28 protein-coding genes and 2 tRNA genes are annotated in these 26363 nt (G+C 69.4%); 15 read left to right on the top strand and 15 right to left on the bottom strand.

Features of this window, described 5'->3' with window-relative positions; all coding sequences use genetic code 11:
• Positions 1-62 precede the first annotated feature (62 nt).
• The gene (locus tag ABEA82_RS08765; protein ID WP_345660782.1) at positions 63-995 is read left to right on the top strand and encodes an HNH endonuclease; all 933 of its coding nucleotides are present in this window, start codon (positions 63-65) and stop codon (positions 993-995) included.
• Between the two features lie 26 nt (positions 996-1021).
• Here ABEA82_RS08765 and ABEA82_RS08760 read toward each other — a convergent pair whose 3' ends face one another.
• The 8 genes from ABEA82_RS08760 to ABEA82_RS08725 all read right to left on the bottom strand — a co-directional run bounded on the left by ABEA82_RS08760 (position 1022) and on the right by ABEA82_RS08725 (position 6460).
• Positions 1022-1489, bottom strand: coding sequence for a hypothetical protein (locus ABEA82_RS08760; RefSeq protein ID WP_345660781.1), 468 nt, complete (start codon positions 1487-1489; stop codon positions 1022-1024).
• Positions 1490-1694: 205 nt separating this feature from the next.
• The gene (locus ABEA82_RS08755; RefSeq protein ID WP_345660780.1) at positions 1695-3809 is read right to left on the bottom strand and encodes an FtsK/SpoIIIE domain-containing protein; all 2115 of its coding nucleotides are present in this window, start codon (positions 3807-3809) and stop codon (positions 1695-1697) included.
• 100 nt (positions 3810-3909) lie between these two features.
• Positions 3910-4227 carry a hypothetical protein gene (locus ABEA82_RS08750; RefSeq protein WP_345660779.1) on the bottom strand — a complete coding sequence of 106 codons (318 nt, stop codon included), beginning with the start codon at positions 4225-4227 and terminating at the stop codon, positions 3910-3912.
• On the bottom strand, positions 4227-4574 hold the full coding sequence (locus tag ABEA82_RS08745) for an RRQRL motif-containing zinc-binding protein (protein ID WP_345660778.1): 348 nt from the start codon (positions 4572-4574) through the stop codon (positions 4227-4229). Before ABEA82_RS08745 ends, ABEA82_RS08750 begins: the two co-directional genes overlap by 1 nt.
• Positions 4574-5431: a protein spdB gene (locus ABEA82_RS08740; protein ID WP_345660777.1), complete on the bottom strand. Its 858-nt coding sequence runs from the start codon at positions 5429-5431 to the stop codon at positions 4574-4576. Before ABEA82_RS08740 ends, ABEA82_RS08745 begins: the two co-directional genes overlap by 1 nt.
• Positions 5428-5751 (bottom strand): hypothetical protein, encoded by a 324-nt coding sequence (locus ABEA82_RS08735; protein ID WP_345660776.1) that lies wholly within the window; start codon positions 5749-5751, stop codon positions 5428-5430. Before ABEA82_RS08735 ends, ABEA82_RS08740 begins: the two co-directional genes overlap by 4 nt.
• The gene (locus ABEA82_RS08730; protein ID WP_345660775.1) at positions 5748-6194 is read right to left on the bottom strand and encodes a Pycsar system effector family protein; all 447 of its coding nucleotides are present in this window, start codon (positions 6192-6194) and stop codon (positions 5748-5750) included. The genes ABEA82_RS08735 and ABEA82_RS08730 overlap by 4 nt, the downstream gene beginning before the upstream one ends.
• A complete protein-coding gene (locus tag ABEA82_RS08725; protein ID WP_345660774.1) occupies positions 6191-6460 on the bottom strand; it encodes a DUF6284 family protein in 270 nt (89 codons plus the stop codon). The genes ABEA82_RS08730 and ABEA82_RS08725 overlap by 4 nt, the downstream gene beginning before the upstream one ends.
• Positions 6461-7066: 606 nt before the next feature.
• On the opposite strand from ABEA82_RS08725, the gene ABEA82_RS08720 reads away from it, so the two are divergent.
• Complete coding sequence (locus ABEA82_RS08720; protein WP_345660773.1) at positions 7067-7834, top strand: helix-turn-helix domain-containing protein; 768 nt, start codon at positions 7067-7069, stop codon at positions 7832-7834.
• Positions 7835-7836: 2 nt separating this feature from the next.
• Complete coding sequence (locus ABEA82_RS08715) at positions 7837-8310, top strand: NUDIX domain-containing protein (RefSeq protein WP_345660772.1); 474 nt, start codon at positions 7837-7839, stop codon at positions 8308-8310.
• Here ABEA82_RS08715 and ABEA82_RS08710 read toward each other — a convergent pair.
• From ABEA82_RS08710 to ABEA82_RS08700, 3 genes are all read right to left on the bottom strand, one after another.
• On the bottom strand, positions 8298-8864 hold the full coding sequence (locus ABEA82_RS08710; protein WP_345660771.1) for an HD domain-containing protein: 567 nt from the start codon (positions 8862-8864) through the stop codon (positions 8298-8300). The two genes, ABEA82_RS08715 and ABEA82_RS08710, sit on opposite strands and share 13 nt — an antisense overlap.
• A gap of 1 nt (position 8865) precedes the next feature.
• Complete coding sequence (locus ABEA82_RS08705) at positions 8866-9327, bottom strand: GntR family transcriptional regulator (protein WP_345660770.1); 462 nt, start codon at positions 9325-9327, stop codon at positions 8866-8868.
• A gap of 213 nt (positions 9328-9540) precedes the next feature.
• The gene (locus ABEA82_RS08700) at positions 9541-9957 is read right to left on the bottom strand and encodes a P-loop NTPase family protein (RefSeq protein ID WP_345660769.1); all 417 of its coding nucleotides are present in this window, start codon (positions 9955-9957) and stop codon (positions 9541-9543) included.
• A 1919-nt stretch (positions 9958-11876) separates the two neighbouring features.
• Between ABEA82_RS08700 and ABEA82_RS08695 the strand changes: the two genes are divergently transcribed.
• Both ABEA82_RS08695 and rox read left to right on the top strand, forming a co-directional pair.
• Positions 11877-12074 carry a hypothetical protein gene (locus ABEA82_RS08695; RefSeq protein ID WP_345660768.1) on the top strand — a complete coding sequence of 66 codons (198 nt, stop codon included), beginning with the start codon at positions 11877-11879 and terminating at the stop codon, positions 12072-12074.
• Between the two features lie 752 nt (positions 12075-12826).
• Positions 12827-14266: a rifampin monooxygenase gene (gene rox, locus ABEA82_RS08690; protein WP_345660767.1), complete on the top strand. Its 1440-nt coding sequence runs from the start codon at positions 12827-12829 to the stop codon at positions 14264-14266.
• A gap of 86 nt (positions 14267-14352) precedes the next feature.
• Here rox and ABEA82_RS08685 read toward each other — a convergent pair whose 3' ends face one another.
• Positions 14353-16677 carry an MFS transporter gene (locus ABEA82_RS08685; protein WP_345660766.1) on the bottom strand — a complete coding sequence of 775 codons (2325 nt, stop codon included), beginning with the start codon at positions 16675-16677 and terminating at the stop codon, positions 14353-14355.
• A 226-nt stretch (positions 16678-16903) separates the two neighbouring features.
• On the opposite strand from ABEA82_RS08685, the gene ABEA82_RS08680 reads away from it, so the two are divergent.
• Positions 16904-17116, top strand: a complete 213-nt coding sequence (locus tag ABEA82_RS08680; RefSeq protein WP_020275027.1) for a hypothetical protein — start codon at positions 16904-16906, stop codon at positions 17114-17116.
• A gap of 280 nt (positions 17117-17396) precedes the next feature.
• Here the strand turns inward: ABEA82_RS08680 and ABEA82_RS08675 are convergent, their stop codons facing one another.
• Positions 17397-18053: an NAD(P)H-binding protein gene (locus tag ABEA82_RS08675; RefSeq protein WP_345660765.1), complete on the bottom strand. Its 657-nt coding sequence runs from the start codon at positions 18051-18053 to the stop codon at positions 17397-17399.
• Positions 18054-18131: 78 nt separating this feature from the next.
• Positions 18132-19391 carry an amidohydrolase family protein gene (locus tag ABEA82_RS08670; RefSeq protein ID WP_345661005.1) on the bottom strand — a complete coding sequence of 420 codons (1260 nt, stop codon included), beginning with the start codon at positions 19389-19391 and terminating at the stop codon, positions 18132-18134.
• A gap of 255 nt (positions 19392-19646) precedes the next feature.
• Between ABEA82_RS08670 and ABEA82_RS08665 the strand changes: the two genes are divergently transcribed.
• The 9 genes from ABEA82_RS08665 to ABEA82_RS08625 all read left to right on the top strand — a co-directional run bounded on the left by ABEA82_RS08665 (position 19647) and on the right by ABEA82_RS08625 (position 24824).
• A tRNA-Thr gene (locus tag ABEA82_RS08665) sits at positions 19647-19719 on the top strand.
• 46 nt (positions 19720-19765) lie between these two features.
• A tRNA-Met gene (locus tag ABEA82_RS08660) sits at positions 19766-19838 on the top strand.
• Between the two features lie 90 nt (positions 19839-19928).
• Positions 19929-20093, top strand: a complete 165-nt coding sequence (gene rpmG, locus ABEA82_RS08655) for a 50S ribosomal protein L33 (RefSeq protein WP_003948671.1) — start codon at positions 19929-19931, stop codon at positions 20091-20093.
• 98 nt (positions 20094-20191) lie between these two features.
• Positions 20192-20644: an FAS1-like dehydratase domain-containing protein gene (locus ABEA82_RS08650; RefSeq protein WP_345660764.1), complete on the top strand. Its 453-nt coding sequence runs from the start codon at positions 20192-20194 to the stop codon at positions 20642-20644.
• A gap of 8 nt (positions 20645-20652) precedes the next feature.
• On the top strand, positions 20653-21081 hold the full coding sequence (locus tag ABEA82_RS08645) for a MaoC family dehydratase (protein ID WP_345661004.1): 429 nt from the start codon (positions 20653-20655) through the stop codon (positions 21079-21081).
• 111 nt (positions 21082-21192) lie between these two features.
• Positions 21193-21747: a TetR/AcrR family transcriptional regulator gene (locus ABEA82_RS08640; RefSeq protein WP_345660763.1), complete on the top strand. Its 555-nt coding sequence runs from the start codon at positions 21193-21195 to the stop codon at positions 21745-21747.
• A 91-nt stretch (positions 21748-21838) separates the two neighbouring features.
• A complete protein-coding gene (locus ABEA82_RS08635) occupies positions 21839-23275 on the top strand; it encodes an MFS transporter (protein ID WP_345660762.1) in 1437 nt (478 codons plus the stop codon).
• 61 nt (positions 23276-23336) lie between these two features.
• Positions 23337-23717 carry a DUF3291 domain-containing protein gene (locus ABEA82_RS08630; protein ID WP_345660761.1) on the top strand — a complete coding sequence of 127 codons (381 nt, stop codon included), beginning with the start codon at positions 23337-23339 and terminating at the stop codon, positions 23715-23717.
• A gap of 21 nt (positions 23718-23738) precedes the next feature.
• Positions 23739-24824, top strand: coding sequence for a UDP-N-acetylmuramate dehydrogenase (locus ABEA82_RS08625; protein ID WP_345661003.1), 1086 nt, complete (start codon positions 23739-23741; stop codon positions 24822-24824).
• A gap of 448 nt (positions 24825-25272) precedes the next feature.
• Here the strand turns inward: ABEA82_RS08625 and ABEA82_RS08620 are convergent, their stop codons facing one another.
• Entirely contained in the window at positions 25273-26304 is a 1032-nt protein-coding gene (locus tag ABEA82_RS08620; RefSeq protein WP_345660760.1) for an adenosine deaminase, read from the bottom strand.
• Between the last annotated feature and the right edge of the window lie 59 nt (positions 26305-26363).

Below are 26363 nucleotides of genomic sequence, written 5' to 3'. Positions count from 1 at the left end.
CGGGGCGGTCGCGATCTTTGGCGAGAGGCGACCGCCCCGAGTCATGACAACTTGGGGGTGAAATGACTACTGCGTGGCTGGTGCTGGCTCTGGGGGACAGGCGAGAGCACGCCGGAAACGACGGGTACGACGACAATCCGGCGGAGCACTACAGCTGGGACAGCACGGTTCCCAATCACGCGCGTCTGGCAGAGGGAGACGTGATCGCCCTCTGGGACAGGAAGGAACTGATCGGCGTCTCTGTCATCGAGACCATCGAGACGGACACTCGCAAGAAACCGCTGTATTACTGCCCGCATTGTGACAAGGCAGCTATCAAGCGGAGACAGCAGAAGGCGCCCCAGTACCGGTGTTATGACTGCGGAGCGTCATTCGATGTCCCGGGCCGCACGACCAAGCAGGTGACGACTTACCAGTCACGCCATGGCAAGGCCTGGATGGACGCGCGAGGGCTACTTTCCGGGGCGGAACTGCGGGCCCTGTGTGACTCGCCGCGATCACAGCACAGCATGCGACCCGCGCGATGGGAGAAGCTACGTAACGCCCTGACCGCTGTCACGGGCGACGTCGCTGAACTCGACGTGCTGGAAGAGACGCGCTTGGCCATTCCCGGAGGACACCGGGAGTCGGTCGTACGGGTCCGCATAGGACAAGGCGCCTTCCGTAAGCGGCTGCTGGCCGACCAAGGCGAGCTGTGTGCTTTCACAGGCCCTGCACCCGCTACAGCCTTGGAAGCTGCCCACCTCTACAGCTACGCCCAGAGCGGAGAGCACCACGAGCACGGCGGGCTGCTGCTGCGCCGCGATATCCACCGTCTCTTCGACCTGGGCGAGATCGCGGTGAATCCCACGACAGGAACGCTCGACATAAGCGCGGAGATGCTCACGTATCCGCTGTATGCGAGTCTGCAGGGGAGGCCGGTGGCAGTCCCGCTGCAACGGGAACACCGCACTTGGCTTGGTAGGCACTGGCGTCTCCATCGACCGGAGTCCTAGCTGGTCCAGCCACGCACACTTGGGCTTCAGCCGTGGAAGTGGTTGCGCTTGAAGACGGCTTTGCGGATGTTGACCGTGGTCCCGCCTCGGTGGCCGCTCGTGCTGAACACCTGCACGGCGATCCATCCGCCGAAGATGACGGCGGCGAGTGTGATGAGCTGGGTGATCAGCGCGGCCAGGGCCGTGATGAACGACGTGAGCAGCAGCAGCCCGCCGCACACAGAGAGAAACCCGAAGCCCCCGAGGGCGACGTTCACCGCCGCGCGGGAGACGGCCGGTTTGGCCGCGACCGGTTCGGGCTGCACGGGGCTCACGGCGTAGCCGGTGACGACGCGGCCGTCCGGCAGGACGACGCTCGCGACCGCCGGGACGGGGTGCGGCTGGACGGGGGCGAGGGGCGCCGCGTACGGGTCCACGGTGGGCGTGATCGGGGCGGGCTGGTGGACTTCCACGGACCGCTGTACGGGCACGTTGCGCGGGTGTTCGGGGTACATGCGGAATCCCTTCCGAACGTTGGTCAGGGAGGCAGAGACACCCCCTTCGGGGTGTCGTGTGGAGGGGTGTTTCGGGGGTCTGACCTGCGTGCCTCCCTGACTCCCTGAACGATCATTCGTGCAGGTCAGGGCCAGGGAGGCGGGTCAGGGAGGCGGTCAGGGAGTTCTCCCTGCCTCCCTGACCCGTGCGGGGGTCGGCTCCCTGTCATCCATCGACGGAAGCGGAACCCTCGTTGTCGCGGTTGGCGAGGGCGCGGGCGACCCGGTCGCGGGCGACGACCATCACGCCGTCGGACTTGTACGGCTCGGCGCCGGCGTCGTCCAAGACGCGCTTGAGATCGATGAACGACCAGCCGCCGTAAGCGTCCGCGTTCAGAGTGGCGAGCCGCGCCAACACGTCCTTCGTCCGCACCCGCGAAGCGGTGCCGATGACGTCGAAGATGTCGATCAGCGGGTCGTGGTCCTCGCCCCGGTCGATGGCGTGCAGGGTGGTGACGCCGTCGCGCAGGGCCTTGGCCCGCTCGGTGATGGCTTCGGCGGCGTCGTCGTCGATGTAGTGCGTGCGCACCGTGATGGACGACTGTCCGGCCGGGATGGTGATCCCGTCGGAAGCGACGACCAGGGTTCCCCGGTCCAGGCCCGGACGCAGCAGGTTCGGCGCCGCGCCCCCGTCGACCGCCTTGTCTCCCAGAGCCATGCGGGCCTGCGACTCGGTGCCCAGGGCGAGGGAGGCGCGCGTGTGGGCGCCCTCGCGGACCAGCTTGGGAAGGTTCTCGTTGGTCGGGTCCTGGGTGCCCTGCCACATCAGGACGTTCACGGCCCGCCCCTGGTTGTGGATCTTGCGGACGGCCATGAAGTACCGGGAGTTGGCCTTGGACCCGCCATACGGCCGCTTCTCCTCGTCCTTGGCCGGGCACATGAACGCCACCTGCGCCTCGTCGACCAGCACGATCAGCGGCGGGAAGGTGGTGCCGGGCGGCGCCTGGATACGGCGGTTCATCTCGTCGACGGCGCCCTCGACCATCTCGGTCACCTGGATCACGTGCTCATCCGTCGGACCCTGGATCAGGGTCGAGGCGAGCCCGTCGAACATGGCCCAGTCACCCACGCCCTTGAGGTCACCCATGAGGAACTGCACCGACTTGTCCAGCGACAGCCACAGTGCGAGGGAGCGCAGGGCCACGGTCTTGCCCTGGTTCGACAGGCCCGTGATGAGCAGGTGGCGCTGGTAGAGGCTCAGCGCGGCGGCGTCCCCGCGCAGGTCCTGTCCCCAGGGAGCGCGGCCCTTGGTGTAGTCGGCGGTCAGCGTGTCGTCGGTGACCAGCGGGGACGGGCCGATCGGCTCATCCAGCGCTCCCGAGTCTGCGATCCACAGCCGCACCGTCCGCGCGGCCTGCGGGATGGTGATGAACACTTCGTGTTCGTGCCGGGTCAGGTTCTCGGCGAGCTTGCGGCGCTTGTTCTGCACCTCGTTGGTCGACACCCCAGAAGGCAGGGTCACGTCGACCTCGACACCGCATCCGGCGATGGTGATCGGTCCGAGCATGCTCGCGCCGGCGTCGCCCATTTCCTTGATGGCGCGGGCCAGGGCGGGGACTCCGAGGTCGCGCAGGGCCTTGACCACGATGGACGGCGTGATCGGCTCACCCTCGCCGTTGCGGATGTTCGCCGGGAGTGCCCAGTTCGGGGCGGCGTGCTGCTTGCGGCCGACCGACCACAGGGCGAGCAGGGCGAGGAACGGGCCGATCGTGAGCGCCGGACCCCACACGATCTGGACGATCCGGATCAGGAGGGCGATGAAGTCGATGGTCGCGGTCAGGGGGGTGATGACGTCGGCGGCGTGGCCGGTGTTGAGGGCCATGACGATGCCGAGGGCGACCAGGACTCCGACGCTCATGCCGGCGCCGACGGCTACGCCCTTGGCGGCCTCCACGGGCGAGTGCAGCAGGTCCATGCGGCGGTGATGGCGGGCGGCGCGGAAGCGCTGCAACCGCTCCTCCCACTCTTCGGCCGCTTCCAGGTTCCCCGCGGCTTCCGCCGCCCGGATCATCCGCTCGTAGCGGGAGCCGGTACGGCCGTCCCAGGCTCGACGGGCCACGATCCGGCCGCCGTTGAACGTGTAGGACCCATGCCGGGCGACCGCGCGGACGGTGGCCCTGGTCGTCTCGTGCGTGGCGGCCGTCTTCACCGCGCGTCCGGAGCGGAGCCACAGGGGCACGGGCCGGGCGGGCGGCGCGTCAGGGACCACGGTCAGGACCGTGGGGGTGGTGTCGGGGGTCTGGTCGGTGGGCTTGTGGAGGTGGACGACGTTCTCAGACATGCTGGGAGTTCTCCTGACTGCCCCTTCGAGGGCGGGAGTAAGGGAGGGCCGGGGTGGCCGTGTCCGTGGAAAGAGGCGGCCACCCCGGCGTGATGGCTGGTCAGAACCAGCCGGATGACTTCTTCTTGGCCTTGTCGCGGGCGGCCTCGGTGATGAGGCGCTGACGCTCGCCGTGCAGGGCGGTCAGTTCCGCGTTCAGCCGCATCTCGGCGGCCGATCCGATGGAGTCCATCCGGTTCTCGGCGCCGGTCGTGCTGCGGCCCCGGTGGATGCTGCGGGCGCCGCTGGCCATCGCGCGAGTCATGGCGAGCCGTTCACGGCTGGTCAGCGGCCACCACTCGCCCCGCCGCACGGCTTCCAGCTTCTTTGTGGTCGCCCGGATCTCGCGGTCCAGACGGCGGATGTCGGAGTTGCCCATCAGGTACTCCCTTCGGACCCGTGCGGGTCGGGGTAGGCGCAGGGCACGCAGGTGCCGAGCGAGGCGGGGATGACGTATCCGGCGTCACGCCGGCAGGCGGGGCAGATGCGGCGGGCGGTGTTCGCTGCGGCGAGCGCCGCCCACCGGCCCGGGGTCATCGGCCGGACGGGCTTGGCCAGGTCGACGCGGTACAGGTAGGCGACCAGCGGCCCCCGCCGGCGGCGAGGGCGTTCGAGCTGCGCGGCCACGCCCTGACCGCCCGGGCGCAGGCCGCGCGCCCTGAGTTGGCGGCGGGTGGCGTAGCCGTCCGGGGCGACGTGCCACCGGTAGACCGGTAGCGTCCCCATCAGGCGACGACGCGCTTCCAGGCGGCCCGCAACCGGACTTCGGACGCGGCGTGGCCGGCCGCGCGGAAGCGGGCTGACATCTCCCGGTACGACAGTGCGGGTGTCTCGCTGTGGCGGATCTCGTCGACCAGCGCGTCAAGCGCCTCATCCGTGAGCGCGGGTCCCGTCTCCAGCGCGGGAACGGGCTGAGTGGGACCCCACACCGGAAGCTCCCACGGGGGCGTGACGCCGGGTGTGACGCGGGTCGTCACGCTGGTCAGCGCCCTGCCGGTGTCCTCGCCGTCGCGCGCCGTCTCCAGCGTCGACCACGCCCCGGCCAGGGTGGCGGCGGTCCGTGCTTGGACGCGTGCGACGCGCGCCCCGGCGGCCGTCACGGCTGTCAGCCGCGTCTCCTCCGTGCGCGCCTCGGCGAGCAGCCGGGCGCGGGCCACGGCCGCCTCGTCGCGGGCCTCTTGCTGAATCCCGCGGATCGCTCCGAGGGCGCCCGGGGTGAGGGCGGTTCGCTCCCACAGCCCGTGCACCAGCCACAGCGCCTTGGCCGCGACCGGCAGCCACGCCACGGCCAGCCACGCGCCGGCCGACTCCTCAGCCGTGAGCGCGTGGGTGACCAGGACGCCCGTGGCGATCAGTCCGAAGCCCCAGCCGACGGCGGTCACGGTGTGGCTGTGGTCGCCCTGCGCGGCCAACCGGCGTTCGTAGGCGAGGGTGGCGAGCCATCCGCCGTCGATGCCGAGACCGACGACCAGGGCGACGGGCCACGGCATTGCCGTGCCCAGCCACATCACGACCACGGCGAGGGTGAGCACCATGGACACCGCCGTCATCGCGACGGCGGGCAGAACGGTCTTGGCGTTCACGCCGCACCCCCGTCCGCCGCGGGTACGTCGGTGTAGCCGGTCAGGTGCACCTCGGCGCCCGCGTAGTCGGTCGACGCCTTCAGCACGCGCGTGGTGCCGGCGGCCTGCAGCCCGTGGGTCACCTGTTCCGGCGGCACGGCCAGGGCTTCCCGCCACGCCTCGAACGCGTGCAGACCCTCGTGGAAGCGCAGGGTCAGCCGTTCGGGGTAGATGCGGGACAGGTCGACGTCCGGGGCGGGCAGGTGCCCGAAGTCAGCGGCGAGCAGCCGCAGCACGCGCAGGGGCGCGGCCAGAGCGTCCAGCGTCAGCAGCTCGTTCACGCCCCACCCCACAGGGTGAATACGGCGGCGAGGACGAGCAGTGCCCCGCCAGCGCAGGTCAGGTCGACCGCACGGCGCAGGCAGGTGAACTTGGTGACCGCGAGCCGGGACAGTCCGGCGATGTCGGCGGCCAGGTCCCGGGCGACGGCCTCGCTGATCTCGTCCGCCGTGAGGGTGGCCCACAGCGGGAAGCCGTGACGGCCGCGCATGTTCGGCCGCACCGACCGCAGCAGCAGACCAGCCGCTGCGACCAGCACCGTCATACCGAGACCGCCAACGACGTAGGCGGGCAGGTTCATCGGCAGGTCACGGGCGACCGTCCAGGCGCCGGCGAGTACCGCACCGACGAACGCCAGCAGCAGACCGGTCTTCGTGTCGGTCCGCGTGATCTCCGCCTTCACCTCAGCGTGCGCGGCGGTCAGGTTCTGCTCGGTGGCACTCATGCGGCACCACCCGGGAGGCTCGCGCCGGCCGTGCGGTTGACCAGGTCCCGCCGGGCGGCGAGCACCCGGCGGCGGGCCCGGCGGATGCGGCGCTCGTCCAGCTCGGTCGGCGTGCGGTCCAGGGTGACGATCTGCGCGTCGAGCAGGTCGACGTCCGCCAGGATCGCGGGCATCTCCGACTCGATCGCGTCCAGCTCAGCGTCTGTCGGCTCCATCCAGGGAGCGAACGCGGTAACAGCGTCCTGAACAGTGACGATGTGGTTCATTGGGTCGTGTTCCTCTCAGCGTGGAACGGCCCGATGCGGCTCCCGGGGTGCCACCCGGGAGCCGCTTGCCGTTGGAGTCGGTTCCGGCTCCCCGCGCTCCCGCCCGTACGTCCTCACGCAGAGCGCGGAACGGACGGGCGGGAGAGGCAGCCGGCCGCAGCATCAGCGCCGCGAACCAGAACGGACCGAACTGTCGGTACGGCGCCGCCAGCCGGTCCGTACCGGCGGCGCCTGGATATGGCGTCGGTTCACACCGACCTCCCGCGTTCGCAGGGACATTGGGCGCGACTTGATGCCGCGCGGTCCGTCTTTTCGACTCGGGGAGACGTGGCCCACTTGTTCAGTTGTCAACCAACGGCCGCTTCCTTCGTACTCACCCCCAGCGAGAGCGGGGGGCTTTCCTCCGTGCGGTGTAGTACCTGTTTTACAGGTACTGCATAGGAGGCCGTCAAGTACAGCGACGCAATCTCTTCGTCTCGCGCCGGGATGTCTTGGCGTATCTTCAGAATCCCCGCAGATCAGGGGAGTTGGTTACCCCGCTCATGGACAGCTCTGGGACTTCTGGCTACGGTCAAGAAGTCCCTAGACGTCCCACCGGGGGTGCAGATGTCGAACGAGCGCTTACGAACCGCTCTCCTCGCCCGTGGCATGACCGTGCAGAGCCTCGCTGAGGCGATCGGGGTGAGCCCCAAGACGGTCGAACGCTGGATCACTCAGGGCAAGGTGCCGTACCTGCGTCACCAGTACGCGACGGCGGCGGCCCTCAATGTCGACGTGACCACGCTGTGGGAGGACGAGCGGACCGTCGACAGTGCGGCCGACCTGACCAAAGCCGAGATAGCGACTGTCTACCCGCATCGACACGCGGTGCCTTCCGGGTTCTGGCGAGAGCTGTACGGACGTGCTGAGCGCAACCTTGACGTCCTCGTGTACTCCGGCCTTTTCCTGTCCGAAGACCCGCTCTTCCATGACCTTGTAAAGGCGAAGGTGGAAGCCGGGGCGCGGGTGCGCATCCTGCTCGGGGACCCGGAGTGTGCGGCTGTCCGGCAACGCGGCGTTGACGAGGGGCACCACATCATGGACGGCAAGATTCGCAACGCACTCGTGCTGTATCGGCCCCTCATGCGCAGCCACCCGGACGTCGGTTTCCGGCTGCACGACTCGACCCTGTACAACTCGATTTACCGGGCCGATGACGAGATGCTCGTCAATCCCCACGTCTACGGCATTGGCGCCTACATGGCGCCCGTACTGCACCTGCGGCGACTCCCCGGCGGAAGCCTCTTCGACACGTACGCGAATAGCATCGATCACACCTGGGAGAACGCGCGTCCGATCACTGACCAGGACGTCAAGAGCATCACGGGAGCCTGACCATGGGACGTATCGACTACCTGCACGACCCGGACGCTCCGCCGGCCAACTCGGTTGTGCCGTCCGTCGTTGCTTTAGTCCAGAACGACGCGGGGCAGGTGTTGATGATCCAGCGTTCTGACAACGGTAGGTGGGCACTGCCCGGCGGTGGTCACGACGTGGGGGAGTCCATCAGCGACACGGTGGTGCGTGAGGTCTGGGAAGAGACCGGCATCAGGGCGGAAGTGGTCGACGTGTCCGGCCTCTACACAGACCCCGGGCACGTCATGCAGTACGACGATGGCGAAGTACGACAGCAGTTCAGCATTTGCTTCCGGGCCCGGCCGGTCGGCGGTGACCTCCGTACGAGCAGCGAGACGACTCAGGTCCGCTGGGTTGCCCCGGCGGACCTGGCGACGCTGGACGTGCACCCCACGATGCGGCTCCGGATTGAGCACGCCATGGACCGGACGCGCACGGCGCCTTACATCGGCTGACGCTTGGCGGCGGCGACCCGTTCGAGGACGCGGCATGTGCACGCGAGGATCTCGGGTTCGGCGCGCCGGATGAACTTGCCGATCAGGCTGTCCGGCCCGTAGCGCCCGGTGATTTCGTTGATCCGGTCCACGGGGTTGGTCGGGGTGCCGTCCGGGGTGGTGTTCATGTCGCAGTAGCAGAGCGCGTCGTTCAGGTGCTCGCTCTCACGGGGGAACTCGCTGTCAAGCTCAGCACGCAGGCCGCGCGCATCCGCCTCAAGCCATGAGCACGAGTGATGGGCGACCAGGTTGACGACCTGCTCGTCAGCAGCGGCCACGTCCCGGAGGTACCGCGCACCGTCCAAGGGGTGAAAGCCCGTCTTGGCGAGATCCGGCGCGTAGCCGATGTCGTGCAGGACCGCAGCAGCCTCCAACAGGTCCGCGTCCTGATCGAGGATGAGCGCGATGGTGCGCGCTCTCTCAGCGACCCCGAGGCAGTGTTTCCAGCGTCGCGGTAGCGGCTCAGCGAGCAGGGACTCAGCCAGGGGATAGGCCCACTCCGTCAACGTCGACAAGCTACGAACGCCCCTCTCGCGCCGGCACGGCGCGGACCGTCCGCACCTTGCCCTGTCCTCCACCCGCCAGCACGCCGACGGCCTCCAACTTCTCCAGCGCCTTCGTCACGGTCGGACGTGACACCCCGAACCGTTCGGCCAGTGCGGAAGCGCTCGGAAACGCTTCCCCTACTTCGAGTCCCTCAGTCGCGATGATCTCTGCGATTCGCTGATCGAGTGGGCGCCGGTCGACTGGCGCCCCCGCGCGTACGACTCGCCACCGTTCCCCCCGCACCGGTTCGGCCACGCCTTCCTGGCGCAGCACGCTGAACGCGCGCAGGGCGACCCCGCGCGAGACCTTGTGATCGCGCATGAGTTCAGCCAGCGACGGCAGCTCTGTCATGGTCGGGTCATCCTCGATCTGCCTCTTCACTGAGTCGGCAATCTTCAGGAAAGTCCCCCGAGGGTTGGCCTGCTGCGACACTCGCTCTCCCTCTCCGCCGGGCAGTCGACACCACCGGTAAGCCTCCCACGACTGCCGGCCGTCGCGGAGGGGTCGCGCACAGCGGTGCGCACGGACGGTTTCAAGATCAGGAGCGAGACGCGGACGGCTTTGCCTGTCCTGGCACCCGTATGCGGCTGAGCAGCAGGTCACAGGGGGTGCGGAGTAGCGATCTTGTGCAGACTGCGGGTTCCCTCACGCCTCGTGGTGTACGAGCTGAGCCACCGATTCGGGAAGATCTTGGATGACGTGAGTCAAACCGTTCGCCTTTCGTCGCAATAGGGAAACCGTCCACTCATGGCCCACCTGAAATGGTGCTGAAGACGTGACGATCGTCTGGAAGGACCGGGCTGGTGAGCTAAGTAGGTCAAACATCCGCTTTCTTGTCTCGAAATCCACGGCCGCTGTAGCAGCATCAAGAAGAAGAATCGTAGGTTCGCTGCGCGCTTGCACCTCCCCGATTGTCGCGATTAGCTGCACGGTGAACGCATTCTGACGCCCACCAGAGTGATATTCGAAAGGCCGCAAAATCGAGTCGCCGGGGGCACGAAAAGCTACTTGTTCTCCATCTGTCGCAGTCTCCATTATGGCTTCCGTCAGGACGTCCGGCATTCGTTCCACTGCGTTACGCACTACCCACTTAGGAATTCCTAGACTGCGGGCCAGGATTGTCAAATTCCCACTTCGGGTCGATACCGGCTCGCGTACAGAGATTGTTCGAAATGGCCGCGGCGGGAAAAACGCCTCAACGCCATCAACTCGAAAAGCTAGTGAGTGTTCTTCCGCTAAAATTTCGGCGATCCTCGGTTGGGGGTCGTACCAGTTGACTCTAGCGTTTATGCGCGGTGAAGGTTCAAGTCTCATCCCGGTAAGAGTGTCGGGATCCGACATTGACTGTAGCAGTGACAGAAGAACTGTCTTTCCTGACCCGTTGTTTCCTATGATGAGATTGCAGCGTGAGAACCGCACAACTGACGGCGCCAAGAGAAAGTGATCGATTATATCCAGCGATTGGATCCACCCTATTGGTCTGGCGTACCCTCCCATTTCGAGTCGAGTTCGTGTCTCATGCCAGTCTTTCCAGCTTCGCAGCAGAGGGGCAGGGTATGCATTCCCATCATTCGTATCGACTAGTCTTCCGCATGTAGCACAGAGCCATATGCCGTTAGTGAGAGCGCTCCTCTCGACAGGTGGCAAACCGCCTGTTCCGCGCGGCCCGCCGCTCGCTGCTGCGTAGATATGCGCGCCCGTTCCGCTAATGGCAACATCGTCCCCCTTATCGCCGGGGCCAATTGTCAACGCTCCGCAATTTGGATTGGAGCATCGATATGCGGCTCGTTGGGCGAGGATGGTACGGCTCCTTGCGCTGAAATTAGCGCGTGCTCTAGCTTCTTCTGGCTCACTCGACTGTCGCATTATTCTTCCCGACCCTGTACGTGGAGAATGTGTATTTTAACCAGGGCCCTGGAGAACTGTGGACCCCGGAGGCAGGATGGAACCCGGTGGGTCTAGAAACCTGCCTTCATCTACCCAGTATGAATTCCGCAACCTGCGATAGTCGAAATCGCTCCCTTGTGGAGTCTGCTTGACCATCAGGAACCCCTGTTTCTCAAGCTCCTTCCTTGCCGCGGTCCATGTGTTATGAGAAAGGCCATAGGAATCGCGCCGCTCCTTGGTGACGTAACGTGGCTTTTTGTAGCCGCCCTGAGCTTCTATTAGTGCAAAGAGTAGTGCGATCCCAGTTGCACTCAGATGGAGAATCCAGCCGTGCCGCCAGAACTCGATGGGGATACCCACGTATCGTCCCTGAGTACTTGCGCGGACGTATACACCTCCCGGCTGCTCGGTGGAGATCAGCTTGATGGCTGGGGTATTGCCACGCCTAGGTTCCAATTCAATGAACCCGTTCTGACTCAACCACTTGAGGTTGCTGTTTACCCGCCTTGGCCCTGTATCCGAAGGTAAGGCGAGCATGCGCGCCCACGCATGCGGAGCCGGTGGCTGTCGAAGGTCGTACGGCTTAGCCGTAGCCATCATCGTGATGCATAGATAGAGCTTGAGGCGGACTTCTCCTCCCCGGCCCCCCTGGATGAGTCGGGCAAGGGGCGGTCGTACTCCGTCGATTTGGGACCTGACGAACGATGGCGGAAATGGGACCTTCCCGCGCCGCGCAGCCCGGTCGGCCGCCTGCTCGAGCTTCCTGACCGCAGAGGGGTAGAGGGGGTTGGGCAAAGTCATCGACCTTCCTGAAGGAGAAACCGGGGATACAGGGGTCCCAGGGGTACCAGGGGTTCCGGGGGTTCCTCCTTATACCTTCCCCTGAGAGCGGACAAGCGCTTCTGCTAAAAGGCCATTTTGCTACTCCGCAGGCTCTCATGTGGTACATCAGGACGGCAGGTAGTCTCCTCCAGTAACGCTCACTATGCCCTTTGACCTGTGGTTTTGCCTCTGTCACCTTGGGATTGCCCGCCAGGGGAGGCGTTGGCGAACAAGGTCGTCTCGGCGCAGAAGCGCTGAGGGGAGGAGAACAGGTGAACGGGAACAACCCTTCGCAGAAGGCCGTCTGGCTGGCGATCATTCTTCTGGCCAGCGTGGTTGGAGCTGTTGCCGCGGGTGTGCTCTTCCAGATGGCTGGGGCCGCAGGGCCCGCGGTAGTCGGGGCCAGCGGTGCAGCGTTCATGGGTACGGCGAGTCTCGGCCTGGCCGCGCATCGCTTCATGACGGAATGAGCCGATGAGGGCTTCGGTAGTGGACGAGGCGTGGACGGTGAAAGGTCATCAGGATCACGCGACGGGCATCATCGGAGGTCAGAGGCTAGGCGGCCTGCTGGACGTGATGAGACTGTAAATCTGCCGGCTCAGCCTTCCCAGGTTCGAATCCTGGCGCCGCCACACTGGGGAAGACCCCCTCTCTTCTGCGGAGACGCAGACGAGAGGGGGTCTTCGTCGTGCGGGTCCGAAGCATCCAGGGGTGGGTGACGTGCGTCACGGCCCAGGGTGGCAGACGTCGGCGGCGTGTGGAGCCCGACGGTCGTGGCACCCGCCGGCGAAGCCGGGTGTTAGGTGAGGACGGCGTCCGGGCCGGGGAAAGCCGTTCCCCGGTGATCGATATCGAGTGACCGATATCGAACCATGCTGCAATTCGCCGGAATTCCGAAATGCTGCGTGTAGCAATTCTCAGGTCGTGGAGAAATGGCGCAGGAAGACGGACGCCCTGTCGGCGCCCGGCCCTCCCTGGCGCCCGAGGGCGGCACGACGTACCCCCTCCAAGCCCCCTACCGCCTGGGCATGTTGATCGAGGCGGGCCCCTGTCGCCGCCCCATGGCGGCACGCGCTCCCGGCCTGCCCGAGCAAAAAAGAAAGGCAAGGAGCTATCTCCTTGCCACTCTCAACTTATAACACGAGGGGGGCCTTGCGGCAAGGCCCCCGTAGTCCCGCAGAATCTCCGGCCGAAGGTGAAATCGGGGAAATTGGGGGCCGGGATGTTGGACGTGATCGTGGTCGGCGGGGGACCCACCGGCATGATGCTGGCCGGTGAGCTCCGCCTGCGTGACGTGCGCGTGGCCGTGCTGGAGAAGCTGGCGGAGCCGACCGGGCAGTCCCGTGCGCTCGGCATCCATGTGCGCAGCATCGAGCTGATGGACCAGCGCGGTCTGCTGGAGCGGTTCCTCTCGCTCGGTCGGAAGTTCGAGACCGGCGGTTTCTTCGGCGGCCTGGGCACGTCGTGGCCCGCCCGGATGGACACCGCCCATTCGTACGTCCTCGGCATCCCGCAGAGCGTGACCGAACGCCTGCTGACCGAGCACGCCGTCGAGCTCGGCACCGAGATCCGGCGAGACAGCGAGCTGGTCGGGCTGAGTCAGGAGGACGACGGCGTGACCGCCGAGCTGGCGGACGGCACGCGGCTGCGCTCGCGCTACCTCGTGGGCTGCGACGGCGGCCGCAGTACCGTGCGCAGGCTGCTCGGCGTGGACTTCCCCGGTGAACCCACCAGGATCGAGACGCTGCTGGGCGAGATGGAGCTGACCGCGTCGCCGGAGGAGCTGGCGGCTGTCACGGCCGAGGTGCGCAAGACCGTGTGGCGGTTCGGCGCCATGCCTCTCGGGGAGGGGCGGTACCGCGTCACGGTGCCCGCCAAGGGAGTGGTCGAGGACCGCTCGGTCCCGCCGACCCTCGACGAATTCAAGGAGCGGCTGCGGCACTTCGGCGGCACCGACCTCGGTGTGCACTCGCCGCGTTGGCTGTCCCGTTTCGGCGACGCCACCCGGCTGGCCGAGCGCTACCGCGTCGGCCGGGTCCTGTTGGCGGGTGACGCGGCGCACATCCACCCGCCGACCGGCGGGCAGGGTCTCAACCTCGGCATCCAGGACGCGTTCAACCTCGGCTGGAAACTCGCCGCCGAAGTGCGCGGCTGGGCACCGGAGGGACTGCTGGACAGCTACCACACCGAGCGGCACCCGGTGGCCGCCGCGGTGCTGGACAACACCCGCGCACAGACCGAGCTGCTGCGCTCCGAGCCGGGGCCGCAGGCCGTGCGCCGCCTGCTCGGGGAGCTGATGGAGAGGGAGGACGTGAACCGGTACCTGATCGAGAAGATCACCGCGATCGCGCTCCGCTACGACTTCGGCTACGACGTCGGCGAGGGTCACGAACTGCTGGGCCGGCGGCTGCGGGACGTCCCCCTGAAGCGGGGGCGCCTCTACGAGCTGATGCGCGGTGGCCGGGGCCTGCTGCTCGACCAGACCGGGCGGCTGTCGGTGGCCGGCTGGGCCGACCGGGTCGACCACGTCGTCGACGTCAGTGAGGAACTCGACGTCCCCGCAGTGCTCCTGCGCCCCGACGGCCACGTCGCGTGGGTCGGCGAGGACCAGCGGGAGCTGCTCAGCCGGCTGCCCAGGTGGTTCGGGACGGCAACCGGCTGAGCGCGTTCCAGCCGGGGCCCAGGAGGAAAGCGGCAGGGCCCCGGCGAGGACTCGGGGCACGGCCCCGGTCGGGAGGTGGCCCCGGACTACTCGCCTGCGTGGGCGAGTTCGATGTCGTGACCGTCCACGCCGGCGCCCGGGACCGTCACCGACGCCGCCTGCGGCGGGTAGCCGGTGGCGATGACCGTGTACGCGCCGGTGTCCAGGTCGGAGAAGGCGTACGCCCCGTCGAGGCCGGTACGGGTCGTGGCGACCACGTTGCCCGCCGCGTCCACCAGGGTCACCCGCGCGTCGCTCAACGGCGCGCCCCCTCCGCGCACCGTGCCCCGCACCTGCGCGCCGGGGCGCAGCTCCAGTTCGACCCGCGTGGTCCCGGCCCCGCCGACCTCCACGACCTGGGCCAGCGGCCGGTGCTTGGGGGAGCTGACCGCGAGGGTCACCGGGCCCGGCACCAGGTCGGTGACGGTGAACTCGCCCAGCACATCAGTCCGTCCGGTGGCCAGCACCTCCCCCCGAACATCCGTCACGATGACCACGGCCTCGGCGACCGGCGTCCCGCTGTCCGCGCAGCGCACCACACCGGCGAGACCGCTGGTGCCGCTCAGCAGCACCTCGTACGCCAGCGGCTCACCGGCCACGACGATCGTGGAGGCCTGCGGCTGGTAGCCCTCCGACGAGGCGATCAGGACGTAGGAACCGGCGCCCGGCGCGTCCACGCCGTACGATCCGTCGTCCCGCGAGACCGCCCGCCCGAGCTGCTTCCCGCCGAGCGAGATCAACGTCACCGCCGCCCCGGCGACCGGGGCCCGCTCGGCCCCGAGCACACGGCCCCGTACGGGGGTCCCGCCCGGGGCGGACCCGCCCGCCTCGGCCTCCGCGACGAGGGGCGATCCCTCAACCGCAGCCGGTTCCACCTCACCTGTCAGAGCATCACCGACCGCCGCCCCGTCAGCACCCGGTTCCTCACTGGCCGGCATCGCGACAGCCGCCCCCGCGACCCGCTGCTTCGGAATGAACGAGGCGACCACGAAGGCGAGCAGCGCGGCCCCGGCCCCGATGGCCAGGACGACCTTGAACCCGTTCTTGGACGGCAGGGCCGTCTGCCCGAAGGCCGTCGTCATCTGCGCCAGGATCACGCCGGCCACCGCACTGGCCGTCGACGTGCCGATGGACCGCATCAGCGTGTTGAGGCTGTTCGCCGCACCCGTCTCCGAGGCCGGCACGGCGCTCATGATGAGTGCGGGCATCGCACCGTAGGTGAAGCCGATACCGGCGCCGATGACGCAGGTGACCAGCACGAAGTGCCAGAGCTCGGACATCAGCGCGATGTTCAGCCCGTATCCGGCGGCCACGACGAGGGCACCGACCATCAGGGTGATCTTCGGCCCCTTGGCCTTGGACAGGGCGGCGGAGACGGGCGCCGTGGCCATCATGACCAGGCCGGACGGGGCCATCGTCAGACCGGCGACGAGCAGCGACTCGCCGAGGCCGTAGCCGGTCGCCTCGGGCAACTGCAAGAGCTGCGGAATGACGAGCGACATCGCGAACATCGCGAACCCGACGGCGATCGAGGCGAGGTTGGTGACCAGCACCTGACGGCGGGCGGTGGTGCGGAGGTCGACCAGCGGCTCCTTCACGCGGAGTTCCCACCAGCCCCACACCAGCAGTACGACGACGGCAGCCGCGAACAGGCCCAGCGTGGTGCCGCTGCTCCACCCCCAGTCGGCGCCCTTGGAGATCGCCAGCAGCAGGGAGACCAGCCCCGCCGCCATACCGATGCCGCCGACCAGGTCGAAGCGGCCGCCGGTCCGCACCTCCGACTCCGGCACCATGGCCGGCACCAGCACGAGGGCGACCGCCCCCAGAGCGGCCGAGGCCCAGAACAGCACGTGCCAGTCGAAGTTGTCCGCGATCAGGGCGGCGGCGGGCAGCCCGAGGGCGCCGCCGACACCGAGGGAGGCGCTCATCAGCGCGGTCGCCGACCCGAGCCGTTCGGCGGGCAGTTCGTCCCGCATGATGCTGATGCCGAGCGGGATCACGCCGGACGCGAGTCCCTGGAGCGCCCGTCCGACGATCATCGGGGCGAGCGTGTCGCTGAGCGCGGCGGTCACCGAGCCGGCCACCAGCATGAGGAGGCTGACCAGGAGCATCCGCCGCTTGCCGTACATGTCGCCGAGCCGGCCCGTCATCGGGGTGGCGACGGCGGCGGCGAGCAGCGTGGCGGTGACGGCCCAGGCGGTGTCCGAGGCCGGAGCGTCGAGCAGCCGGGGGAGCTCCGGGACGATCGGGATCACCAGAGTCTGCATCAGCGAGACCACGATCCCGCCGAAGGCCAGGACCGCCACGACGGCGTTGGCCCGCGGCGCCACGGACCTCCCGTCGCCGGCTGGTCGGGGAAGGGCTTGGGGCATGGTCGGGCCTCCGTATGGGCCGTCAGGGACAACGCGACGCGTCAAAGCTAGGCCGATTGATTGACTTAAGCAACCTGATGAGGTGAGGGCCCGGTGGGCGGACGGCTGACACGGGGGAGACGCGCCCTCAGGCCGAGGCGGGCGGGCAGGGAAGGAGCAAGCGGCAGGGAGGGCCTGCGGTCAGGGGAGAGGCATACGCGGCCCGCGCACGCGGCACACTGACCCCATGTCCTCCCGTCGCAGAACCTGCCCCGAGTGCCGTCGCGAGATCGCCGTCGTCGCCGGGCGGTACGCGCGCCACGACCCGCCCGGCGCCCGGGAGCACGGCGAACTCACCTCGTGCCCGGGCTCCCGCCGCCAGGCCCGCCCCGGCCCGGAACAGCCCTCCCTCGACGGCTACGCGGTACCGGACTTCCCCGGCCAACTCCCCTTGTTCTGAGCGCGAACAGATGGCCGACCTGACGGCCGAGCAGACGGCCGACCCGGCGGTCGAGCACATGGCCGACCCGGCGGCCGACCAGCCAGCCCCCACCTTCGCCCAACTCGGGCCGCCCAGCCACCTTCGCCCGACCAGGGCCGAAACCACCTTCGCCCCAACCCGGGCCGCTCAACCACCTTCGCCCGGCCAGGGCCGACCCACCCCCCTCACCCCGCCCGGAGCAACGCCGCACGCGAGCCCGCAACCCCCGTTCCACCCTCAGGCGCGCCCTCCGGCAAGCTCAGTTGCCCGCCACCGACTTCACGGCCACGGACACCGGCGCCGGACCGCTGATCAGCTCCAGCGTGAGCCCGGCCGTCGCGGGAGTGTCCACCAGCTCGGCCAGTACGGCGGCCACGTCGTCGCGCGGGATCGGCCCGCGGCCCGTGTGGGCCTCCAGGCGTACGAGACCGGTGCCGGCGTCGTCGGTGAGCTGACCGGGGCGCAGGATCGTCCAGTCCAGGGCGTCCAGGCCGCGCACGTACGCGTCCGCCTCGCCCTTGGCGCGCAGGTACACGTCGAAGATCTCGTCGCCCTCGTGCTGCGGGTCGGCGCCCATGGACGACACGACCACGAGACGCCGTACACCCGCCTTCACCGCAGCGTCCGCGAAGAGGATCGCCGCGGCCTTGTCCACGGTCTCCTTGCGGGCCGTCCCGCTGCCCGGGCCCGCGCCCGCCGCGAACACCGCCGCGTCGGCACCCCGCAGCCGCTCCGCGACCTCGTCCACGGACGCCGACTCCAGGTCGAGCACGATCGGTTCGGCACCGGCCTCCCGCAGATCGTCGGCCTGTTCGGCCTTGCGGATGATCCCCGCTACCTCGTCTCCGCGCGCGGCGAGCAGCCGCTCCAGCCGCAACGCGATCTGACCATGACCACCAGCGATGACAATGCGCATGCTTTCGACCGTACGCCCGGACGGCCCCGTCCGCCGCACGACTTCGGCCACGCCCCCGCCGCCCCACCCGCCCGGGCTCTACGACACGTCCCCTCGCCCCTGCCGCGGCAGGCCCAGCTCCACCGAGGCCGCCGAACTGCAGTACTCCCGCACCGCGCTGGTCCGCGCCACCACACGCCCCTGATGCACCACCACCCGGCTGTACCCCAGCGACAACGCCCCGGCCAGCCGGTCCCCGCGCACCGCGAGCAGCTCGGCCGGGAAGCCCGCCTCCACCCGCACCTCCGGGAGCCCCAGCACCGCACGCGCCGAACCGCTCACCGCGTCGTACGCCTCCTCGGGGGCCAGACCGTAGCGGGAGGCCAGCAGGAACGCCGCCTCCAGCGGGTCGCCGCGCCCCACGGGGTTCGACACGTCCCGCAGCGCCCCGCTCCCGGCGGCCACCCGGACCCCGGCCGCGCGCAGCAGCCGTACGGGAGCCGCGCCCCGCCGGTCCACACCGCCGCAGCCGCCCTGCGGCAGGCACACCACCGACACCCCGGCCGCCGCGAGCTGGTCCGCGGTCCGCGAGGCCACCTCGGAGGGCAGCCGGCCGAGATCGCCGCACGGGCTGAGGGACACCCCGGGGCGCAGCCCGCCCGCCATCGCCGCGAGCCGGGCCAGCCGGGCGGGATCCCCTGCGTCCGTGTGCAGGTCGACCGGGCAGCCGTGCTCGGAGGCCACCTCCAGGACCGCCTCCACGTACCCCGCCGGATCCGGGTCGAGGTCCGGCCGGCCGCCCACCACCGAGGCGCCCATCTTCACCGCGTCCCGGAGCATGGCCAGACCGTCCGCCCCGGCCGCCCCGGTCAGCACCCGGGGCATCGCCACCGTGGTCAGCTCGGCCAGCCCCCGCAGCGCCCGCCGCGCCTGCAGCACTGCCGCCAGCGCGCCCAGCCCCTGGACGTCCCCCACGCGCACGTGGGCCCGCACCGCCGTCGTTCCGTGCCCGAGCTGGAGCAGCGCGGCCTCGGTGGCCCGGCGCTGCACGTCCCGGGGCTCGTACGAGACCGGTCCCTCGGTGTCGGCCGACAGGGCCGTGTCGGCGTGGGTGTGCGGCTCGGCCGGGGCCGGCAGCAGCAGATAGCCGCCGAGATCCACCCGCGCCCCGCACGCGCGCGTGCCGCCCGCCGCCAGGCTGCCGGCCGTACCGACCGCCTCGATGCGTCCGCCGCCCAGCCGGACGTCCACCGTCCGGCCGTCGGTGAGCCGCGCCCCGCACAGCAGCAGCGGCGAGGGGTCGGCCGGACCCGGTGAGGACGACGAGGGCTGCGGTGGCTGCGGCTGGCTGTCGGGCATCGCGCTCCAGGGGCTCGGGCTGCGCACGCGGGGACGCATGATCACTCAGGACGCATGATCACTCAGAGTGAGTCGAGCCTAGGACGGCCCCCCGCCCGTCGCGGGGAGGAGCGCAATAGTCGTACCGGTGTGGCCCGCTGTGCGGAACGGGAGGCACGCGCGAGGCGGCTGGGAGGACGATGCGAACGTCCCGGCCGGGACCCCCGAAACGGATTTGGGCGAACGGCTGCCGAGCGTGTAATGTCTTCATCGCTCGCCCCAATAGCTCAGTCGGCAGAGCGTCTCCATGGTAAGGAGAAGGTCAACGGTTCGATTCCGTTTTGGGGCTCTGGTGTGAACGGTTCCCGTCGCGAGGCGGGGCTCGATCGCATCGCAGCGGTGTAGCTCAGTCGGTAGAGCAAGCGGCTCATAATCGCTGTGTCACCGGTTCAAGTCCGGTCACCGCTACTGACAGTAGCCGATTGCGGGGTCGGTCCTTCGATCGGCTACTCTTTCTTGCGTTAAACCATTCCCATCCGTTCGTCAAGGAGCACTCACGTGGCTGCCACCGACGTCCGCCCGAAGATCACGCTGGCCTGCGTGGAGTGCAAGGAGCGGAACTACATCACCAAGAAGAACCGGCGTAACAACCCGGACCGTCTTGAGATGAAGAAGCACTGCCCGCGTTGCAACGCGCACACCGCGCACCGCGAGACGCGATAAAACAGGCTCGTACGCGAGGCCGTTCCCGAGTAATCGGGGGCGGCCTCGCGTCGTTGAGCCACCCGTACCGTTCAGTAGAGCAACAGGAGGTGCCGGGCATGGCGCTCGACCAGTCCTTCGTGGGGCGGACGTACCCGCCCACCGCGCCCTACGAGGTGGGCCGGGAGAAGATCCGGGAGTTCGCCGAGGCGGTCGGGGACGCCAACCCGGCGTACACGGACGCGGAGGCCGCCAAGGAGCTCGGCCACCCCGACGTCATCGCCCCGCCGACCTTCGTCTTCTCGATCACCTTCAAGGCCGCCGGCGAGGTCGTCCGGGACCCCCAGCTCGGCCTGGACTACAGCCGCGTCGTGCACGGCGACCAGAAGTTCGCCTACCGCCGCCCGGTCCGCGCCGGCGACCGGCTCTCGGTCACCTCGACCATCGAGGCGATCAAGTCCCTCGCGGGCAACGACATCGTCGACATCCGCGGCGAGGTGCACGACGAGGCCGGCGAGCACGTCGTGACCGCCTGGACCAAGCTCGTGGCCCGCGCGGCCGAGGAGGCGTGAGCGACCCCATGACCGCGAAGATCTCCTACGCCGACGTCGAGGTCGGCACCGAACTGCCCGCGCAGACCTTCCCCGTGACCCGCGCGACACTCGTCCAGTACGCGGGTGCCTCCGGCGACTTCAACCCGATCCACTGGAACGAGAAGTTCGCCAAGGAAGTCGGCCTGCCGGACGTCATCGCGCACGGCATGTTCACCATGGCCGAGGCGATCCGGGTGGTCACCGACTGGACCGGCGACCCGGGCGCGGTCGTCGAGTACGGCGTCCGCTTCACCAAGCCCGTCGTCGTCCCGAACGACGACCAGGGCGCCGTGATCGAGGTCGCCGGCAAGGTCGCGGCGAAGCTCGACGACAACACCGTCCGCGTCGACCTGACGGCGACCAGTGCCGGACAGAAGGTGCTGGGCATGTCACGAGCGGTCGTACGGCTGGCCTGAGACGGCGAGGACACGCGGTAAGGGGCGCACGCCATGGCGAGCGCCCCTTACGCGTACACAGGGGCGAGTGCCCTGTTGACATAGTTAGTGATTGAGTACTAACTTAATTTCATGGCCAGGATGAGTGCAGAGGAGAGGCGCGAGAGCGTCATCCGCGCGGCGACGGCCGAGTTCGCCCGTGGCGGCTATCACGGCACGTCGACCGAGGCGATCGCCCGCCGGGTCGGCGTCTCGCAGCCGTACCTCTTCCGGCTCTTCCCGGGCAAGAAGGCGATCTTCCTGGCGGCGGCCGAGCGGTGCGTCGAGGACACCATCCGGATGTTCGCGGAGGCCGCCGAGGGGCTGGAGGGCGAGGAGGCCCTGCACGCCATGGGCGGTGCGTACATCAAGACCGTCTCCGAACAGCCCGAGCGGCTGATGATGCAGATGCAGATGTACCTCGCGGTGGCGGCCGCCGAGCAGGAGGGTGACCGCGAGTTCGGCGAGGCCGTGCGCACGGGCTGGATGCGGCTGTGGGACACCGTCCACCTGCCGCTGGGTGCCGACGCCAATGAGACGACGGCCTTCATGGCCCAGGGCATGCTCATCAACTGCCTGGTGGCCATGGGCTTCCCGGCCGATCACCGGGTCTGGGCGGGGTTCAACCCGTCGGCGCCCGAGAGCTGACGAGCATGGTTGAAGGTGCCGGGCCTTTGTATGACCTCGAAAGTTAGTAATCAATAACTAATCGATCACGGGAATCACTCCTGGAGGAGCGATGTCAGAGCAGACCGCACGTCGCGGAGGAGCCGCCTGGGCCCTCGTCATCACCAGCGTCGCCGGATTCATGGCGGCCCTCGACAACCTCGTCGTCACCACCGCCCTGCCCTCCATCCGCGAGGACCTCGGCGGGGCCCTGCACGACCTGGAATGGACCGTGAGCGCCTACACGCTCACCTTCGCCGTCCTGCTGATGTTCGGCGCCGCCCTCGGCGACCGCTTCGGCCGCCGCCGGCTCTTCGTCGCCGGACTCGCCGTCTTCACGGGAGCCTCCGCCGCGGCGGCCATGGCACCCGGCATCGACTCCCTGATCGCCGCCCGCGCGGTCCAGGGCGCCGGCGCCGCGGTGATGATGCCGCTGACCCTCACCCTGCTGACCGCGGCCGTGCCCGTGGCCAAGCGGGGTATGGCGTACGGCATCTGGGGAGCCGTCAACGGACTCGCCGTCGCGTCCGGCCCGCTCGTCGGCGGCACCCTCACCGAACACCTCTCCTGGCAGTGGATCTTCTGGCTGAACGTCCCGCTGGGCCTGGCCCTGATACCGCTCGCCCGCCTCCGCCTCGCCGAGTCGCACGGCACCGGAGCCCCGCTCGACGTCCCCGGCACCCTGCTCGCCAGCGGCGGCCTCTTCGGCATCGTCTACGGCCTGGTCCGCGGCCCCGCCGACGGCTGGACCGGCTCGCTGGTCCTGACGGGCCTGTTCGCGGGCTCCGCGCTGCTCGCCGGCTTCGTCCTCTACAGCACCCGCGCCGCCAACCCCATGCTCCCGATGCGGCTCTTCCGCTCCCGGGCCTTCTCCGGCATCAACGCGGCGAGCCTGCTGATGTTCCTCGGCATGTTCGGCTCGATCTTCCTGCTCAGCCAGTACATGCAGGGCGTCCTCGGCTACTCGCCCACCGAGGCGGGCCTCAGGATGCTGCCCTGGACCGGCATGCCGATGCTGGTCGCGCCGATCGCCGGCATCCTCGCCGACCGAGTCGGCGGCCGCCCGGTCGTCGCCACCGGCCTGTTCCTCCAGGCCCTGGGACTCGGCTACATGTCGGTCGTCGCCACGGCAGACGCCTCCTACGTCTCCCAGCTGCCCGCCCTGATCATCAGCGGCGTCGGCATGGCGCTGTTCTTCGCCCCCGCCTCACACCTGGTGATGTCCAGCGTCCGGCCCCAGGAGCAGGGCATCGCCTCCGGTGCCAACAACGCCCTGCGCGAGGTGGGCGGAGCGCTCGGCATCGCCGTCATGGCGTCGATCTTCGCGGCCCAGGGCGGATACGAGACCGGCCAGACCTTCGTCGACGGCATGCGGCCCGCGCTCGTGGTGGGCTCCGCGGTGGTCGCCCTCGCGGGCATCGCGGCCCTGCTGATTCCGACGCGCCGCCGTACGGAGCGGCAGGCGACCCCGCCCGCCCCTGAGCCGGTTCTGGAAACGGCCTCTCACTGACCCCGAAAACTCTGCTCACCCCGAAGGCTCACCCCGAAGGACTCATGAAGGAGCAGCCACCATGCCCACCCTCCCCTGGACCGTCCCGAACCCCCCGCCCCGCGACACCGAGGTGCTCGTCTTCGCCTCCCGCTTCGAGACCCGCACCCTGTGGGGAGCTGTGAAGTTCCTCGCCGGAACGCCCAGCGTCTGGCGGCAGGTGCGCCGCAGCCCCGGCGCCTACGGAGCGAGCCTGAAGGCGAAGCCACTGCGCCGGACCTTCTGGACGCTGTCCGCCTGGGAGTCGAAGGCCGCGCTCGACGATTTCGTCCGCGCGGGCGCGCACAAACCCGCCGCCCGGGGCCTCGCCCCGCAGATGGCGGACGCGACCTTCACCACATGGCGGGCAAGCAGCGACGACCTCCCGCTCTCCTGGTCCGAGGCGTTCCGGCGGCTGCCCTGAAGGACACACGCCTGCCCGGGCCTGTCACAGCCGTCTCGTACTCTTGAGCCCGTGCAGCAACTCCACGACGCCCCCCTCGCCCCGCTGACCACCTTCCGGCTGGGCGGCCCCGCGACCCGGCTGATCACCGCGACGACCGACGACGAGGTGATCGCCGCCGTACGCGAAGCAGACGAGACGGGCACGCCGCTGCTGCTCATCGGCGGCGGCTCGAACCTGGTCATCGGCGACAAGGGCTTCGACGGCACCGCCCTCGTCATCGCCACGAAGGGCTTCTCCCTCGACGGCACGACGCTGGAACTGGCGGCCGGCGAGGTATGGACGGACGCCGTCGCCCGCACGGTGGAGGCGGGCCTGGCTGGCGTCGAGTGCCTGGCCGGCATCCCCGGTTCGGCCGGCGCGACCCCCATCCAGAACGTCGGCGCGTACGGTCAGGAGGTCTCCTCCACGATCACCGAGGTCGTGGCCTACGACCGCCGCACGGGCGAGACGGTCACCGTGGCCAACGCGGACTGCGCCTTCTCCTACCGCCACAGCCGCTTCAAGTCCGACCCCGAGCGGTACGTGGTGCTGCGCGTCCGCTTCCGGCTGGAGGACGCGGGCGGCCTCTCCGGCCCGCTCAAGTACGCCGAGACGGCCCGCGCCCTCGGGGTGGAACCCGGTGACCGGGTCCCGCTCGCGTCGGCGCGCGAAACCGTGCTCAAGCTGCGCGCCGGCAAGGGCATGGTGCTCGACCCCGAGGACCACGACACCTGGTCGGCCGGCTCCTTCTTCACCAACCCGATCCTCACGGACGCGGACTTCGAGATCTTCCGCACGCGCGCCAAGCAGCGCCTCGGCGCCGAGACCGAGCCTCCCGCGTACCCGGCCGGCGAGGGACACACCAAGACCTCCGCGGCCTGGCTGATCGACAAGGCGGGCTTCACCAAGGGCTACGGCGACGGCCCCGCCCGCATCTCCACCAAGCACACCCTGGCCCTCACCAACCGGGGCAGCGCGACCACCGAGGATCTGCTCACCCTCGCCCGCGAAGTCGTGGCAGGCGTCCGCGACGCCTTCGGAATCACCCTGGTCAACGAGCCGGTGACCGTCGGCGTCAGTCTCTGAGACGACCCCGACGAGTCGTCAGTGGTGGTGCCCGTGCCGGCCGAGGCCGGGGCGTTGCGCAGCCCGGCGTAGCGGGGTGCCGCTGCGCCCACCCTCCCCCAAGCTCTCGGCTTCGCTCGAGCAGGGAGGACCCCCATCGCCCCAGCGGCACGACTGCCCGCAGCAGCGGTGCGAGGTGCTCGGCGTCGGTGCCCGGGGCGGGGTGTTGCGCAGCCCGGCGTGGCGGGGTGCCGCTGCGCCCACCCGTGCCGCCCCAGCGGCACGACTGCCCGCAGCTGGGGCGGATGCGCCCGCAGCGGCCGACGCACGTAAGGGGCCGTGTCGGGGGGTGTCCGCCCGCAGTGGGCGGCGCGTGTGACGCCAGTGAGTCGGTAGGTGACCTGGTCGCGCCGTTCCGAGGACGGACACCCCCCGGCGCGGCCCCGACCCACCCCCCCACCGGCACGCCCTACGACAGCAACCAGTCGTCGACCCCCGACAGCAGCTTCGTCTTCACATCCTCCGGAGCCGCCGACCCCCGAACCGACTGCCGGGCCAGTTCCGCCAGCTCCTCGTCCGTGAACCCGTGATGCCGCCGCGCGATCTCGTACTGCGCGGCGAGCCGGGAGCCGAACAGCAGCGGGTCGTCCGCGCCCAGCGCCATCGGGACACCCGCCTCGAACAGCGTCCGCAGCGGCACGTCCTCCGGCTTCTCGTACACCCCCAGCGCCACGTTCGACGCCGGGCACACCTCGCACGTCACCCCCCGCTCGGCCAGCCGCCGCAGCAGCCGCGGATCCTCCGCCGCCCGCACACCGTGCCCCACCCGGTTCGCCCCCAGGTCGTCCAGGCAGTCCCGCACCGACGACGGCCCGGTCAGCTCACCCCCGTGCGGCGCCGACAGCAGCCCGCCCTCCCGCGCGATCGCGAACGCCCGGTCGAAGTCCCGCGCCATACCCCGCCGCTCGTCGTTCGACAGACCGAAGCCGACGACCCCCCGGTCGCCGAACCGCACCGCCAGCCGGGCCAGCGTCCGCGCGTCCAGCGGATGCTTCATCCGGTTCGCCGCGACCAGCACCCGCATACCGAGCCCCGTCTCACGGGACGTCGTCTCCACAGCGTCCAGGATGATCTCCAGCGCCGGGATCAGACCGCCCAGCCGCGGCGCGTACGACGTCGGGTCGACCTGGATCTCCAGCCACCCCGAGCCGTCCCGTACGTCCTCCTCCGCCGCCTCCCGCACCAGCCGCTGGATGTCCTCCGGCTCCCGCAGGCACGAGCGGGCCGCGTCGTACAGTCGCTGGAACCGGAACCAGCCCCGCTCGTCCGTCGCCCGCAGTCTCGGCGGTTCCCCGCCGACCAGCGCCTCGGTCAGCGACTCGGGCAGCCGCACCCCGTGCTTGTCGGCCAGTTCCAGCACGGTCGAGGGCCGCATCGACCCGGTGAAGTGCAGATGCAGATGGGCTTTCGGCAGCTCAGAGACATCACGTACACGCTCCATCCCAGGATCCTGCCGTACGTCTCAGCCGTCCCGGTAGCCGTTTCCCCATTAGTGGTCTT

It is taken from the genome of Streptomyces venetus, assembly GCF_039540295.1.
GTDB classification, from domain to species: Bacteria; Actinomycetota; Actinomycetes; order Streptomycetales; family Streptomycetaceae; genus Streptomyces; species Streptomyces venetus.
This window is presented reverse-complemented; position numbering and strand designations above follow the sequence as displayed.